Below are 14,781 nucleotides of genomic sequence, written 5' to 3' on the forward strand. Positions count from 1 at the left end.
CGGCGCTGAGGGTATTTCCGTTCACCTTATGTTCCTTGCTTTTCTGTCACACCAGAACCCGTGAACGTGCAAGGGTGGTTCACCGCCACCACCCTTGCAACCCGGGCTCCCGGCCAGGAAAATCGCCGCTGGCGCGGTGCATTCGTCTTATGTCGTCTGACTATCGGGTCGGGGACCAGCCTACATCCCTGTAGGCTATCCCCTCCGCCCGCTTCCCTGCGGGCGGCCCCGGTCAGCCGTCAACGCCTCATCGATTTTCAGCCGGACCCTGTCATCGCGGTGACTGTTTTATTCTCATTGAGCAATGTTTTCGCTGCAAACCGTGAGGGTGAGGGGGCAAACGCCCGGCAAACCTCACCCGGCGTATTTCCCCAGCGGCACCACCAGCGGCGTATGGGCCACTGGATCCTCAATAATCAAACAACGCAGCCCGTACACCGCTTCAATCAGCTCCGGCGTCACGATTTCCTTCGGCGCACCCTGCGCCACAATCTTACCGTCGCGCAGCGCAATCAGATGGGTGGCATACCGGCAGGCCTGATTCAAATCATGCAACACCGCCGCGAGCGTATACCCCTGCTCGCGGTTGAGATCGCTCAGCAGCTCCAGCACATCAATCTGATAACTGATGTCGAGCCAGGTGGTCGGCTCATCGAGCAGCATAATGGCAGTCTCCTGCGCCAGTACCATCGCAATCCATGCACGCTGGCGCTGACCACCGGAAAGGGTATCCACACTCTGGGTCGCCAGCGTGTCCACCCCCGTTGCCCGCATGGCACGCTTAACGGCCTCTTCATCTTCCTTACGCCAGCGGGTAAACAGCGGCTGATGCGGATAACGTCCGCGGGCCACCAGCTCCTGCACGGTAATATCTCCCGGCGTCGTCGCATTCTGCGCCAGCAGCCCGACGCGACGCGCTACCTCTTTGCTGGCAAAGCGCTGGATCTGCTCGCCATCAAGATAGACATGGCCCTGTTCCGGCGTCATCAGGCGGCTCAGGGTGCGCAGCAGCGTCGATTTCCCGCAGCCGTTGGGGCCGATAATGGCAGTGAAATGCCCATCGGGAATGGCGACACTCAACTCAGTGGCGACAATTTTCTTACCGTAGCCCAGGGTTAGGGCTTCGCCGCGCAAACGGGCTGCTGTATCGATCATTTTTTGCGGGACTCCTGAATCAACAAGGCGATAAGGTAAATGCCACCGAGGCTGACGGTGACGACGCCCACGGGTAACTGATAAGGGATAAACAACTGCTGGGCGCAGATATCTGCCAGTAACAGCAGTAACGCCCCACAGAGCGCCGACTGGGTAAGCCCCCAGCGCGCGGTGGCGCTGAGACGGCGGGCGATGTGCGGCGCGACCAGAGCGATAAAGGAGATGGGCCCGGCCACCGCCGTTGATGATGCGGTCAACACCACTGCCACCAGCATCAGCAGCAGGCGAGAGCGTTCTACATTCACCCCCAGCGCGCAGGCGCTGTCATCACCCATCTCCAGCAGCCGCAGGCGGCGAGAAAGCAGGGCCGCAAAAACAAACATCAGGATAATCACTGGCACCGAAGGCAGGGTTTTCGCCCAGGTCAGGCCGTTGAGCGAGCCGGCGTTCCACAGACCTGCGGAGAGGGCGGTCTCCAGGGAGGCATGCATTAACAGCCAGGTATTGAAGGCCACCAGCATGGCCCGGACCCCGATGCCGACGATGATAAGCCTGAAGGTTTCAATACCGTTGCGCCATGCCAGCAGCCAGACAATGATCGAGGTGATGATGCCACCGCCCAGCGCCGCCAGCGCAATTGCCGTTAAATCCTGACCATAAAACACCATCGCCACCAGCACACCGCTCCAGGCACCGGTGTTAAAGCCCATAACATCCGGGCTGCCAAGAGGGTTACGCATCAGCGACTGAAAGATCGCTCCGCTGATACCCAGCGCGGCCCCCACCAGCAGTGCAATAAACACGCGCGGCAGGCGCCATTCAGTCACCACCAACTGCATGGCGCGGGGAGCGGTGCCGCCAAGGGCGTCAATCACCTGCCCGACGCTGAGCATCACCGCACCGCTGCGTAGCCCCCAGACCGCCAGCGCAAGGCACATCAGGCACATTGCCACACAACTGAAAACCAGACGACGGGAAGGGGCGATCACAGGCCACCTCCACGAATGCGTCGTACCAGCACAATCAACACCGGCGCGCCGATAAAGGCGCTGACCACCGAGACACGCAGTTCCCCCGGCACCAGAAAGCGGCCCAGAATGTCGGCAAACAGCAGTAACGTCGGCGTGGCAATCAGCGTAACCGGCAAAGACCAGCGGTGATCGGCACCCACCAGCCAGCGTGCCAGATGCGGCATCATCAGCCCGATAAAGGCAATCGGCCCGACCACCGCCGTGGCGCTACCGCACAGCACGGTGATGGCAATCAGGCCCAGCAGCTGCGTCCGGGCGACTTTACTGCCGAGGGCCGTGGCGGTGTCATTACCGAGGCTCAGGCTGTTCAGGGCGCGGCTTGACAGCAGTGCCGCACCCGCCGCCAGCAGCACCGGGATCAGCACAATCCTGAGCGTTTGCAGGGTACGAATATCCAGCGAACCGGCCTGCCAGAAACGCAACTGGTCATAAACATCCGCATTGAGCAACGAAATACCACTGGACAACCCTTCGAGCACCGCCGCCAGGGCCACGCCTGCCAGCGTCAGACGCACCGGACTTAACTGCCCGCCGCCCGCGCTGCCGGTGAAGGCCACCAGCAGCGAGGCGGTGAAAGCACCACAAAACGCCAGCCCCAGTTGTTCCACCGGCGAGGCGGCACCAAACAGTGCGGCACCGACCACAATAGCGAAGCTGGCGCCGGAGTTAACACCCAGCAGACCAGGGTCAGCAAGGGGGTTACGGGTGAGGGTTTGCATTAACGCCCCGGCAATGCCGAGCGCGCCACCGGCCAGTAAACCAGCCAGCGTTCGCGGCAAGCGGGCGTCACGAATAATGGTGCAGTCAGCACTCTGGCAGGTGCCTGCGAGGGCATCCAGCACCACATCCGGGGACATGGCTTTTGCGCCAAGGAAGAGGCTGAGGGCCATTGCCAGTACCAGCAACAGCAATAACCCGACGACGGTAAACACGCGCGTCCGGGAACGGGAGAACGACATAATACTTTCCTGACTTGATAATGATAGTAATTATCGTTATCGATCTTGTTTGTATATGTTACCATGCACGCTCTGGAATGGATAAAAAAAGTTCGCGTTAAGGCGTTGTAATGAACCGACAATCCTGGCTGCTGAACGTCAGCCTTTTACGAACACACCCGGCCTTTCGCGCGGTGTTTCTTGCCCGTTTTATCTCGATTTTATCGCTGGGTCTGTTGGGCGTTGCCGTGCCGGTACAGATTCAGGCGATGACCCATTCAAGCTGGCAGGTGGGACTCGCCGTCACCCTCACCGGCAGCGCCATGTTTGTCGGCCTGATGACCGGCGGCGTGCTGGCGGACCGCTATGAGCGAAAAAAACTGATACTGATTGCCCGCAGCACCTGCGGCGTGGGCTTTATTGGCTTATGGCTCAACGCGCTGATGCCGGAACCTTCGCTGCTGGCGATTTACCTGCTTGGACTCTGGGATGGCTTCTTCGCCTCTCTCGGCGTGACGGCGCTGCTGGCGGCAACCCCCGCGCTGGTCGGGCGTGAAAACTTAATGCAGGCCGGCGCCATCACAATGCTGACGGTGCGTCTTGGCTCGGTTATCTCCCCGATGTGCGGTGGCTTACTGCTGGCAACCGGCGGTGTTGCCTGGAACTACGGCCTCGCGGCGGCGGGGTCGTTTATCACCCTGATCCCACTGCTCGGTTTGCCGCTGTTGCCACCGCCGCCTCAGGCGCGTGAACATCCGCTGGCCTCGCTGGTGGCCGGTTTTCGTTTTCTGCTCAGTAGCCCGCTGATTGGCGGCATCGCGCTGCTCGGCGGCCTGCTCACAATGGCAAGCGCGGTGCGCGTGCTATACCCGGCGCTGGCAATCCAGTGGCAGATGTCCGCGGCACAGATTGGTCTTCTGTATGCCGCTATCCCGCTCGGGGCAGCGGCAGGGGCGTTAACCAGCGGGCGACTGGCGCATCCACTGCGTCCTGGCCTGCTGATGCTGGGGTCGAGCGTGGGGGCATTTATCGCCATCGGGCTATTTAGCCTGATGCCGCACTGGGCGTTGGGCGCGCTGTTCCTGGTGCTGTTTGGCTGGCTGAGCGCCATCAGTTCGCTGTTGCAGTACACGTTGATTCAGACGCAAACGCCGGAGGCGATGCTCGGGCGCATTAATGGATTATGGACGGCGCAGAACGTTACCGGTGATGCCATCGGCGCGGCGCTGTTAGGGGGGTTAGGGGTGATAATGACCCCGGCTGCTTCGGCCAGCAGCAGTGGCTTCGCGCTGGCAATGGTTGGGGCAATATTGATGCTGGTCTTACGCGAGCTGCGCCGTTTCCGGCAGCAGCCTTCGGTTTCTTAGGTGCATTAGCCAAACAACGCAGACAGGCGCTGTAACACGCGGGTGGCGCTGTAGTAATCCAGACGGAAAGTTTCTGACCCCAGCGCATAGACCCGTTTGTTCTGTACTGCGGTCAGGTGAGAAAGCAGCGGGTTGGCAGAGAGTGCATCGGCATCTTTCTGGTCACTGGCGAAGAGGAACAGCGCTTCGCCGTTGAGGCCGCTGGCGAGGTTTTCGCCGCCCAGTTGCACGATGTCATGGCGCTTGCCCTGGCTTTTGCTGGTGTTGAGACCTTCTGGCAGCGTGGCGAGCGTGAAGCCCAGTTGCGCCAGCAACTGACCCTGCGCAGAGTCCTGGGTCCAGAGGTTGGCGCTATGCGCACCAGGGTTATAGACCAGCGCGGTGACGGGCTGCGGCGGGAGCGTCATTTTCGCTTTGACGTCGCTCAGTTGCTGATGGAATTCGGCAATACGCACGGCGGCTTGTTTCTCCTGCCCGGTAAGGGTGCCCAGTTGGGTCAACAGCGCCTGCCAGCTCTTGTCGTCGTAGTTGATGACAAGCGTAGGCGCGATGGCGGAGAGCTGGTCATACAGCGCGAGCGCAGAGTCGCCACCGGTCGCACTGATGAGGATAAGATCCGGCATCTGCGCGGCTACGGCTTCGGCATTGGGCTCACCAATATACATACGTGCGACATGGCGCTTTTTCGCCACATCGCTCCATTGACGCAGAAACCCCTGGTCATCAGCAAAACGGTTATTTGGCGTGGTCGCGCCGCTGGCAATCACCGGTGCATCAATGGCGAGCAACGAACCGGTTAGCGTAACGCTGGTGGAGACGATACGCAGCGGCTTTTGTTCAAGGGTGTGGCTTCCTTTGCTGTCAGTCACCTGACGGGGCCAGTCGGCGGCCATCGCTGAGGCCATCCCGGAAATAAAAATGAGCAGCATGATAAGGGGCTTACGGCATATCAAAGGGAGTGTCACGACTCGCATCCTGTTTTTATTGAGGTTAATGCTTCTCATTTTCATCGTTGCGGGGGTGGGATGCAAGCCCTAGCGTTGAGAGTACATTGCGCTGCGGTTGACACTCAGTGGCAATACCTTTAGCTTTATCGACCGAAATTCAAATGATAATCATTCGTAATTTATTTATCATTTTTGGAGGATGATATGGATACGTCACTGGCTGAGGACGTTCAACAGACGACAAAAACGCTGGCATCAGACCAGTTTTTCTTTATGTCGCCGTTTCGCAGTTTTACCACGTCCGGGTGCGTTGCCCGTATCAGTGAGCCTGCCGCAGGAGGGGATAACCCACACAGCGCGTTTCAGCAGTCGCTGAGCCAGGCTTTCGCGGACGCGAAGGCGAAAGGGGTGGTAAGGCCGGTGGTGGTGGGGGCTATTCCCTTCGATACCCGCCAGCCCTCCGAACTCTTTATTCCTGCGTCGTGGCAGACTTTTTCGCGCCCGTCTAAACAACATGCCTCCCGCTACTTATCCGCTCAGGGTGCCCCGGTGGTGACTTCACGTACGGAAATCCCTTCGCAGGCGGTGTTTATGGAGATGGTCGCCCGTGGCGCGGCGCTGACCGCCACGCCGGAAGTGGACAAGATTGTCCTGTCGCGGCTGATTGATATTGCCACCGATGCCCGTCTTGACAGCGGCAGCCTGCTGGAGCGCCTGATTGCCCAGAACCCGGCGAGCTTTAACTTCCATGTTCCGCTCAGCAGCGGGGCGGTGCTGCTCGGTGCCAGCCCTGAACTGCTGCTGCGCAAGGACGGTGAACACTTTAGTTCACTGCCGCTCGCCGGTTCAGCACGTCGCCAGCCCGATGACATGCTCGACCGTGAAGCGGGTAACAGACTGCTGGCGTCCGAAAAAGACCGCCATGAACATGCGCTGGTAACCCAGGCCATGAAACAGGTGCTGCAGACGCGAAGCCGTAGTCTGACCCTGCCGGGTTCCCCACAGTTGGTGAACACGCCAACTTTATGGCACCTCGCCACGCCCATTGAAGGCACGGCGCAACAGGGCGAAAACGCGCTGACGCTGGCCTGCCTGCTCCATCCGACGCCCGCGCTGAGCGGCTTCCCGCACGATGTCGCAAAAAGACTTATCGCTGAACTTGAGCCCTTCGATCGTGAGCTGTTTGGCGGCATTGTTGGCTGGTGTGATGAGGAAGGTAACGGCGAGTGGGTGGTGACCATCCGCTGTGCATGTCTTCATGAAAATCGTGTTCGATTGTTTGCCGGTGCGGGTATTGTGCCAGCATCGTCCCCGGCGGGAGAGTGGCGCGAAACCGGCATCAAACTGACCACCATGCTTAACGTTTTTGGCCTGCATTAAGGAGTGATGATGACCCTTCCCTTTACCCGTTGGCCGGAGGCGTTCGCCAGGCGCTACCGTGAGAAAGGTTACTGGCTGGATAGGCCAATGACCGAGATGCTGACCCGCCATGCGCAAAGCGATGCGACGGCAGTGATCGATGGCGAACGCCGTTTTAGCTACCAGCAGCTTCACCAGGCGTCTGACAACCTGGCAGCCCGACTGCAGGCACTGGGCATTCAGCGTGGCGAGACCGCACTGGTGCAGCTTGGCAATGTGGCCGAGTTTTACATCACCTTCTTTGCGCTGCTGAAAATAGGCGTCGCCCCGGTGAATGCGCTTTTCAGCCACCAGCGTACCGAGCTGAACGCTTACGCCGCGCAGATTAAACCTGCGTTGTTGATAGCTGACCGTGCCCATGCGCTCTTTGCGACCAATGACTTCTGGCAGAATTTTACCGCTGAACATGCTTCGGCGCGCGTCTCGTTATTCCTGAATGATGAAGGGGAGAACGCACTCACGGCGGCGATTCAGTACCCGTCCAGAAACGTTATCGAAACGCCAACCCCTGCCGATGAGGTGGCCTTTTTCCAGCTCTCCGGCGGCAGCACCGGTACGCCGAAGCTGATTCCGCGTACGCATAACGACTATTACTACAGTATTCGCCGCAGCAACGAGATCTGCGGCATTACGGCAGAGACCCGTTACCTGAACGCACTGCCCGCCGCGCACAACTTTGCGATGAGCTCCCCAGGATCGCTGGGTGTGTTTCTGGCGGGCGGTTGCGTGGTGCTGGCAAACGATCCCAGCGCCACGCTCTGTTTCCCGTTGATCGAAAAGCATCGCATCAACGTCACCTCTCTGGTGCCACCTGCGGTGAGCCTGTGGCTGCAGGCGTTAACCGAAGGCGCCGATGCCGCCCAGCTCTCCTCGCTTGCGTTGTTGCAGGTCGGCGGTGCACGTCTGCCTGCCACCCTCGCGGCACGCATTCCGGCTGAGATTGGCTGCCAGTTGCAGCAGGTCTTCGGCATGGCGGAAGGGCTGGTGAACTACACGGCGCTGGATGATACCCCGGAACGTATTTTCAATACTCAGGGCCGCCCGATGTGCCCGGACGATGAAGTCTGGGTGGCTGATGAGCAGGGTAATCCGCTGCCGCGCGGTGAGGTCGGTCGCCTGATGACGCGCGGTCCGTACACCTTCCGCGGCTACTTCAACAGCCCGGAACATAATGCCAGTGCCTTTGATGCCAATGGTTTCTACTGCTCCGGCGATCTGATTGCCATTGATGAAGCGGGCTACATCACCGTTCAGGGGCGCGAGAAAGATCAGATCAACCGTGGTGGCGAGAAGATCGCCGCCGAAGAGGTTGAGAATTTGCTGTTGCGCCACGAGGCGGTGATCCAGGCTGCGCTGGTCAGCATGGAAGACAGCCTGCTCGGTGAAAAAAGCTGCGCGTATCTGGTGGTGAAGCGCCCGGTGCGTGCGGTGGAGATCCGCCGTTTCCTGCGTGAGCTGGGGGTCGCTGAGTTTAAACTGCCGGATCGCGTGGAGTGCCTGGACGCGCTGCCGCTGACCCCGGTAGGCAAAGTCGATAAGAAACAATTACGCCAGTCGCTGGCACAACGCGCGCAGGCGTAACGAGGAGAGAAGATGGCTATTCCAAAACTGACCGGCTACGCACTGCCGACCGCGAATGACATTCCTGACAACAAAGTGCAGTGGGCGTTTGAACCCGAGCGCGCCGCCTTGCTGATCCATGATATGCAGGAGTATTTCCTCAACTTCTGGGGCGATAACTGCCCGATGATGGCACAGGTGATCGCCAATATCGCTGCGCTGCGCCACTTCTGTAAGCAGCACAATATTCCGGTCTACTACACCGCCCAGCCAAAAGATCAGAGTGATGACGATCGCGCACTGCTCAATGATATGTGGGGGCCGGGTCTGACCCGTTCACCGGAGCAGCAGCAGATTGTGGCGGCCCTTGCGCCGGACGAAGCCGACACCGTGCTGGTGAAGTGGCGTTACAGCGCCTTTCACCGCTCGCCGCTGGAGCAGATGCTCAAAGAGACCGGGCGTAACCAGCTCATCATTACCGGCGTGTATTCGCACATTGGCTGTATGACCACCGCGACTGACGCCTTTATGCGTGATATCAAGCCGTTTATGGTGGCCGATGCGCTGGCAGATTTCAGCCGGGAGGAGCATCTGATGTCGCTGAAATACGTGGCGGGACGCTCCGGACGGGTGGTCATGACAGAAGCGTTGCTGCCGGTGCCGACCAGCAAAACCGCGTTGCGCGCGCTGATCCTGCCGCTGCTGGATGAGTCCGACGAGCCGTTTGACGACGAAAATCTGATTGATTACGGCCTGGACTCGGTGCGCATGATGGCGCTCGCGGCACGCTGGCGCAAAGTGCACGGCGATATTGATTTTGTGATGCTGGCGAAAAATCCAACCATCGACGCCTGGTGGGCGCTGCTCTCCCGGGAGGTCAGATAATGGATTTTGCAGGGAAGAGGGTATGGGTGACCGGGGCTGGTAAGGGCATCGGTTACGCCACGGCGCTGGCGTTTACTGAAGCGGGCGCGCAGGTCACGGGGTTTGATCGGGCTTTTGACGGTGAACGCTACCCTTTTGCCACCGAAGTGCTCGACATTGCCGATGCTGAGCAGGTGGATCGGGTCTGCCGACGCGTGCTGGCGCAGAGCCCACGCCTGGATGTACTGGTTAACGCGGCGGGTATTTTACGAATGGGGGCGACGGATGCGCTCTCGCAGGAGGACTGGCAGCAGACGTTCGCGGTTAACGTCGGTGGGGCGTTTAACCTCTTCCAGGCGACGATGGCGCAGTTTCGCCAGCAGCAGGGGGGAGCGATTGTTACGGTGGCGTCCGATGCTGCCCACACGCCGCGAATCGGCATGAGCGCGTACGGTGCGTCGAAAGCGGCGCTGAAAAGCCTGGCGCTGACGGTGGGGCTCGAACTGGCGTCAAGCGGCGTGCGGGCGAACATCGTTTCGCCTGGTTCCACCGATACCGATATGCAGCGCACGCTGTGGACCAGCAGCGATGCGGAACAAAAGCGCATTGCTGGTTTTGGTGAGCAGTTTAAGCTGGGTATTCCGCTGGGTAAGATTGCCCGCCCGGACGAAATCGCCAGCACCATTCTGTTCCTCGCCTCCGACTATGCCAGCCATATCACCTTGCAGGATATCGTGGTGGATGGCGGCTCGACGCTGGGGGCGTAAATGATCTGGAAACGTCAGTTAACGCTCGGGGAGCTGAATGCCACCAGCGCGGGTACGATGGTCGCGCACCTGGGGATTGTGTACACCCGTCTCGGGGATGATGTACTTGAAGCCGAAATGCCGGTGGATGCCCGTACCCACCAGCCGTTTGGTCTGCTGCACGGCGGAGCCTCTGCGGCGCTGGCGGAAACGCTGGGGTCAATGGCCGGATTTATGATGACCGGCGACGGGCAGTGTGTGGTGGGGACGGAGCTAAACGCCACCCACCACCGTGCGGTGTCGCAAGGGAAAGTGCGCGCTGTCTGCCAGCCGCTGCACCTGGGTCGGCATAATCAGAGCTGGGAGATTGTGGTGTTCGACGAGCGAGACCGCCGCTGCTGCACCTGCCGGCTGAGTACGGCGGTGATGGGGTAGCGGGCTGCCCCTCACCCTAACCCTCTCCCCAAAGGGGCGAGGGGACCGATCGAGCGGATAGGGCTTTCCCATTCGTTCTGAAGACCTTCGCCCTCGTCTGAAGCGCGTCGGGGCGCCCTGTGCGAGAGGAGATCAAGCGCGTGGGGGGCCGCTTTTCTCCCTCGCCCCTTTGGGGAGAGATACCGTCTTGCGGTTCAGGCCGCAAGCGGTATCTCAGCGTCGAATATGCGACCCGATTTCACTACGCCATAAGCCAGTTGCAACAGCTTTCTCATTCCCGCGCAGACCTGCTCTTTCCCTGATTTTCCTCGTTCAGCCAGCCGCCCCATCAGGCTCTTCACCACTTCGTTATATCTGCCCGCGACGATGGCAGGCATGTACAACGCGCTACGTAACTCTCCCTGCCCCACCTTCGATATCCGGCTTTTCCCTTTCCACAACCCCGATTCACAGCGCCGTGGATTCAGTCCTGCATACGCCACCAGCGCCTTGCTGCTACTGAACCGGCGCAGGTTTCCCGCATATGCCAGCAGGCTGGCACTCAGCATATCTCCCACGCCCGGAATGCTCTTCAGCAGGGCTTTATCACGCTTCAGATCCGGGTTGTCGTCGATGTGCTGATTGATTTTCTTCTTCGTCTCTTCTATCAGCGCATCCAACTGGGCGATATGTTCAGTCAGGGACGCAAGGATGACCTCTTCAGCCCCTTCCAGCCGGTTTTCCTCCATCTGGCGCATCTCTTCCAGATTTTTCAGATGGCGGACCAGCGCAGTCAGTTGCCGCTCGTACAACGGCGCCGGGAACCAGGCCGATGGCTTATGCAGGGCGCAGTAACGCGCTATCAGCGCAGCATCACCTTTATCCGTCTTATTGCGGGTCAGTTCAGCCTTGCCAAAAGCGCTGATGCGCGCCGGATTTTCGAGGCTTACCCTGCAACCGTTATCAGCCAGCAGAGTGGCAAGTTCAGTGCTGTAGCAACCGGTGGCTTCCATGCAGACATGGCAGTCGCCAAAGCGCTTCAGCCAGGCCAGGAACTCGCGCGCCCCGGAAGAGGTATTCGCGAATTTTTTAGTTTTGTATTTCTGATTAGGAAGCAGAACGGCAACATCAAATTTGAGTTTGGCGATATCCACGCCGACAGGAACAAGATTCATGATGGCACTCCGTAACCTTATGACAATATCGCCGGACCATCCTTATATGTGGGTGCTCAGGGCACAGGATACCGTTCGGTCTTGAGGCGACAGGGAAACAGGTGACCGGGGCATAATCTCTCCCACGGGCTCAGAGGCACCAGGGCCAGGGGATGCTCACCGGTCACCTCCCGATGATCAGTCGGGGATCTTCTCCGGCTGAGCGGAGAAGATCAAGACATAAGGGCCGGGGTGAGGGGAGCAGACCGCACCCTTCCCTCAAATCCAGACCCGCTTCACCCTCTCATTCTTCCCTGACATTCTCATTACCGTACCTCATATAAGTGATCCCCGTAGCACACTGAAGTAAATGCCCGGTTTCATAACGAAATTCCTATGTTTCAACGTTGTTAAAAGTGACGAAGTGTTCTAGAAACAAAATGTAACATTTACTTTTACGCACACGGATAATCGCTATGAATAACTCAGGGAAATACCTTATATGGGCGTTGCTCTCCGTTGTCGGCGCGTTTGCTCTGGGCTACATCGCGCTGAATCGCGGTGAACAGATCAACGCGCTGTGGATAGTCGTTGCCGCAGTTTGTATCTATTTGATTGCCTACCGCTTTTATGGCTTATACATCGCTAAAAACGTCCTGGCTGTCGACCCGACCCGCATGACGCCCGCTGTGAAATACAACGATGGGCTGGATTACGTTCCCACAGACAAGAAAGTGCTGTTCGGTCACCATTTTGCCGCGATAGCCGGGGCAGGGCCGCTGGTCGGGCCGGTACTGGCCGCACAGATGGGCTATCTGCCGGGGATGATCTGGATCCTCGCCGGGGTGGTTCTCGCCGGAGCGGTGCAGGACTTTATGGTGCTCTTCGTCTCGACCCGCCGTGACGGTCGCTCACTGGGTGAACTGGTGAAAGAGGAGATGGGGGCCACCGCCGGGGTTATTGCGCTGGTGGCGACTTTTATGATCATGGTGATCATCCTCGCGGTGCTGGCGATGATCGTGGTAAAAGCGCTGACCCACAGCCCGTGGGGAACCTACACCGTTGCCTTTACCATCCCGCTGGCGATTTTCATGGGGATCTATATTCGCTACCTGCGTCCCGGACGCATCGGTGAAGTCTCCGTCATTGGCCTGTTTTTCCTTATTTTCGCGATTATCTCCGGCGGCTGGGTGGCGGAAAGCCCGACCTGGGCGCCGTACTTTGATTTTACCGGCGTACAGTTGACCTGGATGCTGGTGGGTTATGGTTTCGTGGCGGCAGTATTGCCGGTCTGGCTGCTGTTGGCCCCGCGTGATTACCTCTCCACCTTCCTGAAAATCGGCACCATTATCGGCCTGGCGATTGGCATTCTGATTATGCGTCCGACGCTGACCATGCCGGCGCTGACGAAATTTGTCGACGGCACCGGGCCAGTCTGGACGGGCAACCTCTTCCCGTTCCTGTTTATCACCATCGCCTGCGGTGCGGTGTCGGGCTTCCATGCGCTGATCTCGTCCGGCACCACGCCGAAGATGCTGGCGAACGAAGGGCAGGCCTGCTTTATCGGGTATGGTGGCATGTTGATGGAATCCTTCGTGGCGATCATGGCGCTGGTGTCAGCCTGTATCATCGATCCGGGCGTCTACTTCGCCATGAACAGCCCGATGGCGGTGCTGGCACCGGCAGGCACTACCGATGTCGTGGCCTCTGCCGCCCAGGTGGTGAGCAGCTGGGGTTTTAGCATCACGCCGGAAGCACTGAAAAATATCGCTGATGAGGTGGGGGAGCAGTCGATCATCTCCCGTGCGGGCGGTGCGCCAACGCTGGCGGTGGGCATGGCCTACATTCTGCACGGCGCGCTCGGTGGCATGATGGATGTGTCGTTCTGGTACCACTTCGCCATTCTGTTCGAAGCGCTGTTCATTCTGACGGCAGTGGATGCCGGTACCCGTGCCGCACGCTTTATGCTACAGGACCTGCTGGGGGTGATCTCTCCGGGGCTTAAACGTACCGATTCACTACCGGCGAACCTGATTGCCACGGCGCTGTGCGTGCTGGCCTGGGGTTACTTCCTCCATCAGGGGGTGGTCGATCCGCTTGGCGGCATTAACACCCTCTGGCCGCTGTTCGGCATTGCCAACCAGATGCTGGCAGGCATGGCGTTGATGCTCTGCGCTGTTGTGCTGTTCAAAATGAAGCGTCAGCGTTACGCCTGGGTGGCGCTGGTGCCAACGGCCTGGCTGCTGGTCTGTACCCTGACCGCAGGCTGGCAGAAAGCCTTTAGCCCGGATGCGAAAGTGGGCTTCCTGGCGATTGCCAATAAGTTCCAGGCGATGATCGACAGTGGTACTATTCCGGCGCAGTACACCCAGTCTCAGCTTTCCCAGTTGGTGTTCAACAACCGTCTGGATGCCGGGCTGACCATCTTCTTTATGGTGGTTGTGGTCGTGCTGGCATTTTATTCAGTGAAAACCGCAATGGCGTCACTGAAAACTGCCGCGCCAACCTCACAGGAGCGTCCGTTTGAGCCGATGCCGGACAATCTCAAAGAGATTGTGAACCAGGCGAAAAGCGCACATTAACCTTTGCCCTCACCCCGGCCCTCTCCCTGTGGGAGAGGGTATTAATGTTCCCTCTCCCTGTGGGAGAGGGGTAACGAGAGATGAAATATGTTCGACACCCTTTCGAAAGCAGGCAAATACTTAGGCCAGGCCGCCAAAATGATGATTGGCGTACCGGACTATGACAACTACGTGGAGCATATTCGCCAAACGCACCCGGACCAGACGCCGATGACCTACGAGGAGTTTTTCCGTGAGCGTCAGGATGCCCGTTATGGCGGTAAGGGCGGAGCAAAGTGCTGTTAGCCCCCTTTGGGCAAATCGCGTGCAAAGGTACGCAAGTCATTGAGTTGGACTCTCAGAGAGGAGAGTCCTGTGTCCGGTCATACATATACTCTCTACACGTGCCCTGACGTCGTTATGCACTCTGTTTCCCGTTCAGCCTGTTCAGTGATGAAACCGGCCTGCGGTGAGTGCGGCAGTGTATCCCCCTTTTAGCCGTTACTTTGTTTATGAGGTTCAGGTTATATCTGCTCCTGGCAGGAAGCAGTCCGCCTTGAGAGCACTGTCGGGTGCGGGCGGCGAGCGGGTACGCAGTCCAGCGAACGAGGGTAAAAAAACCGCC

Annotated in this window: 13 protein-coding genes; 8 read left to right on the plus strand and 5 right to left on the minus strand. The window is 59.1% G+C overall.

What is annotated here, in order from left to right; translation table 11 throughout:
* Positions 1-354: 354 nt before the first annotated feature.
* From fepC to fepD, 3 genes are read right to left on the minus strand one after another with little or no spacing between them, the layout of a single operon-like run.
* Entirely contained in the window at positions 355-1,155 is an 801-nt protein-coding gene (gene fepC, locus M1D91_RS06505) for an iron-enterobactin ABC transporter ATP-binding protein (protein WP_437434313.1), read from the minus strand.
* A complete protein-coding gene (fepG, locus tag M1D91_RS06510) occupies positions 1,152-2,144 on the minus strand; it encodes an iron-enterobactin ABC transporter permease (RefSeq protein ID WP_437434314.1) in 993 nt (330 codons plus the stop codon). Before fepG ends, fepC begins: the two co-directional genes overlap by 4 nt.
* The gene (gene fepD / locus M1D91_RS06515; protein WP_437434315.1) at positions 2,141-3,145 is read right to left on the minus strand and encodes a Fe(3+)-siderophore ABC transporter permease; all 1,005 of its coding nucleotides are present in this window, start codon (positions 3,143-3,145) and stop codon (positions 2,141-2,143) included. The genes fepG and fepD overlap by 4 nt, the downstream gene beginning before the upstream one ends.
* Positions 3,146-3,255: 110 nt before the next feature.
* On the opposite strand from fepD, the gene entS reads away from it, so the two are divergent.
* Positions 3,256-4,491 (plus strand): enterobactin transporter EntS, encoded by a 1,236-nt coding sequence (gene entS, locus M1D91_RS06520; RefSeq protein WP_437434316.1) that lies wholly within the window; start codon positions 3,256-3,258, stop codon positions 4,489-4,491.
* 5 nt (positions 4,492-4,496) lie between these two features.
* Here entS and fepB read toward each other — a convergent pair whose 3' ends face one another.
* Positions 4,497-5,420 (minus strand): Fe2+-enterobactin ABC transporter substrate-binding protein, encoded by a 924-nt coding sequence (fepB, locus tag M1D91_RS06525; protein ID WP_437434322.1) that lies wholly within the window; start codon positions 5,418-5,420, stop codon positions 4,497-4,499.
* Positions 5,421-5,642: 222 nt separating this feature from the next.
* On the opposite strand from fepB, the gene entC reads away from it, so the two are divergent.
* Genes entC through entH form a run of 5 tightly spaced genes read left to right on the plus strand, consistent with a single transcriptional unit; the run spans position 5,643 to position 10,462 of the window.
* Complete coding sequence (gene entC, locus M1D91_RS06530; protein WP_437434317.1) at positions 5,643-6,818, plus strand: isochorismate synthase EntC; 1,176 nt, start codon at positions 5,643-5,645, stop codon at positions 6,816-6,818.
* 9 nt (positions 6,819-6,827) lie between these two features.
* Complete coding sequence (locus tag M1D91_RS06535) at positions 6,828-8,438, plus strand: (2,3-dihydroxybenzoyl)adenylate synthase (protein ID WP_437434323.1); 1,611 nt, start codon at positions 6,828-6,830, stop codon at positions 8,436-8,438.
* Positions 8,439-8,450: 12 nt separating this feature from the next.
* Positions 8,451-9,302, plus strand: a complete 852-nt coding sequence (locus M1D91_RS06540) for an isochorismatase (RefSeq protein ID WP_437434318.1) — start codon at positions 8,451-8,453, stop codon at positions 9,300-9,302.
* Positions 9,302-10,048: a 2,3-dihydro-2,3-dihydroxybenzoate dehydrogenase EntA gene (gene entA / locus M1D91_RS06545; protein WP_437434319.1), complete on the plus strand. Its 747-nt coding sequence runs from the start codon at positions 9,302-9,304 to the stop codon at positions 10,046-10,048. Before M1D91_RS06540 ends, entA begins: the two co-directional genes overlap by 1 nt.
* On the plus strand, positions 10,049-10,462 hold the full coding sequence (entH, locus tag M1D91_RS06550) for a proofreading thioesterase EntH (RefSeq protein ID WP_437434320.1): 414 nt from the start codon (positions 10,049-10,051) through the stop codon (positions 10,460-10,462). It begins immediately after the preceding gene.
* A 194-nt stretch (positions 10,463-10,656) separates the two neighbouring features.
* Here the strand turns inward: entH and M1D91_RS06555 are convergent, their stop codons facing one another.
* Positions 10,657-11,616, minus strand: a complete 960-nt coding sequence (locus M1D91_RS06555; RefSeq protein WP_457975816.1) for an IS110 family RNA-guided transposase — start codon at positions 11,614-11,616, stop codon at positions 10,657-10,659.
* A gap of 455 nt (positions 11,617-12,071) precedes the next feature.
* Here M1D91_RS06555 and cstA point away from each other — a divergent pair, with 455 nt between their 5' ends.
* A complete protein-coding gene (cstA, locus tag M1D91_RS06560; protein WP_437434383.1) occupies positions 12,072-14,177 on the plus strand; it encodes a pyruvate/proton symporter CstA in 2,106 nt (701 codons plus the stop codon).
* Positions 14,178-14,264: 87 nt separating this feature from the next.
* Positions 14,265-14,462 carry a YbdD/YjiX family protein gene (locus tag M1D91_RS06565; RefSeq protein WP_437434382.1) on the plus strand — a complete coding sequence of 66 codons (198 nt, stop codon included), beginning with the start codon at positions 14,265-14,267 and terminating at the stop codon, positions 14,460-14,462.
* Positions 14,463-14,781 lie beyond the last annotated feature (319 nt).

The sequence above is a fragment of the Enterobacter sp. SA197 genome (genome assembly GCF_054131575.1).

Bases quoted from the DNA above. Each gene is read 5' to 3' on its own strand.
- M1D91_RS06565 (WP_437434382.1), top strand. From the start codon at position 14,265: ATGTTCGACACCCTTTCGAAAGCAGGCAAATACTTAGGCCAGGCCGCC.
- entH (WP_437434320.1), top strand. From the start codon at position 10,049: ATGATCTGGAAACGTCAGTTAACGCTCGGGGAGCTGAATGCCACCAGC.
- M1D91_RS06535 (WP_437434323.1), top strand. From the start codon at position 6,828: ATGACCCTTCCCTTTACCCGTTGGCCGGAGGCGTTCGCCAGGCGCTAC.
- M1D91_RS06555 (WP_457975816.1), bottom strand. From the start codon at position 11,616: ATGAATCTTGTTCCTGTCGGCGTGGATATCGCCAAACTCAAATTTGAT.
- fepD (WP_437434315.1), bottom strand. From the start codon at position 3,145: ATGTCGTTCTCCCGTTCCCGGACGCGCGTGTTTACCGTCGTCGGGTTA.
- M1D91_RS06540 (WP_437434318.1), top strand. From the start codon at position 8,451: ATGGCTATTCCAAAACTGACCGGCTACGCACTGCCGACCGCGAATGAC.
- entS (WP_437434316.1), top strand. From the start codon at position 3,256: ATGAACCGACAATCCTGGCTGCTGAACGTCAGCCTTTTACGAACACAC.
- cstA (WP_437434383.1), top strand. From the start codon at position 12,072: ATGAATAACTCAGGGAAATACCTTATATGGGCGTTGCTCTCCGTTGTC.
- fepB (WP_437434322.1), bottom strand. From the start codon at position 5,420: ATGCTGCTCATTTTTATTTCCGGGATGGCCTCAGCGATGGCCGCCGAC.
- fepC (WP_437434313.1), bottom strand. From the start codon at position 1,155: ATGATCGATACAGCAGCCCGTTTGCGCGGCGAAGCCCTAACCCTGGGC.
- entA (WP_437434319.1), top strand. From the start codon at position 9,302: ATGGATTTTGCAGGGAAGAGGGTATGGGTGACCGGGGCTGGTAAGGGC.
- entC (WP_437434317.1), top strand. From the start codon at position 5,643: ATGGATACGTCACTGGCTGAGGACGTTCAACAGACGACAAAAACGCTG.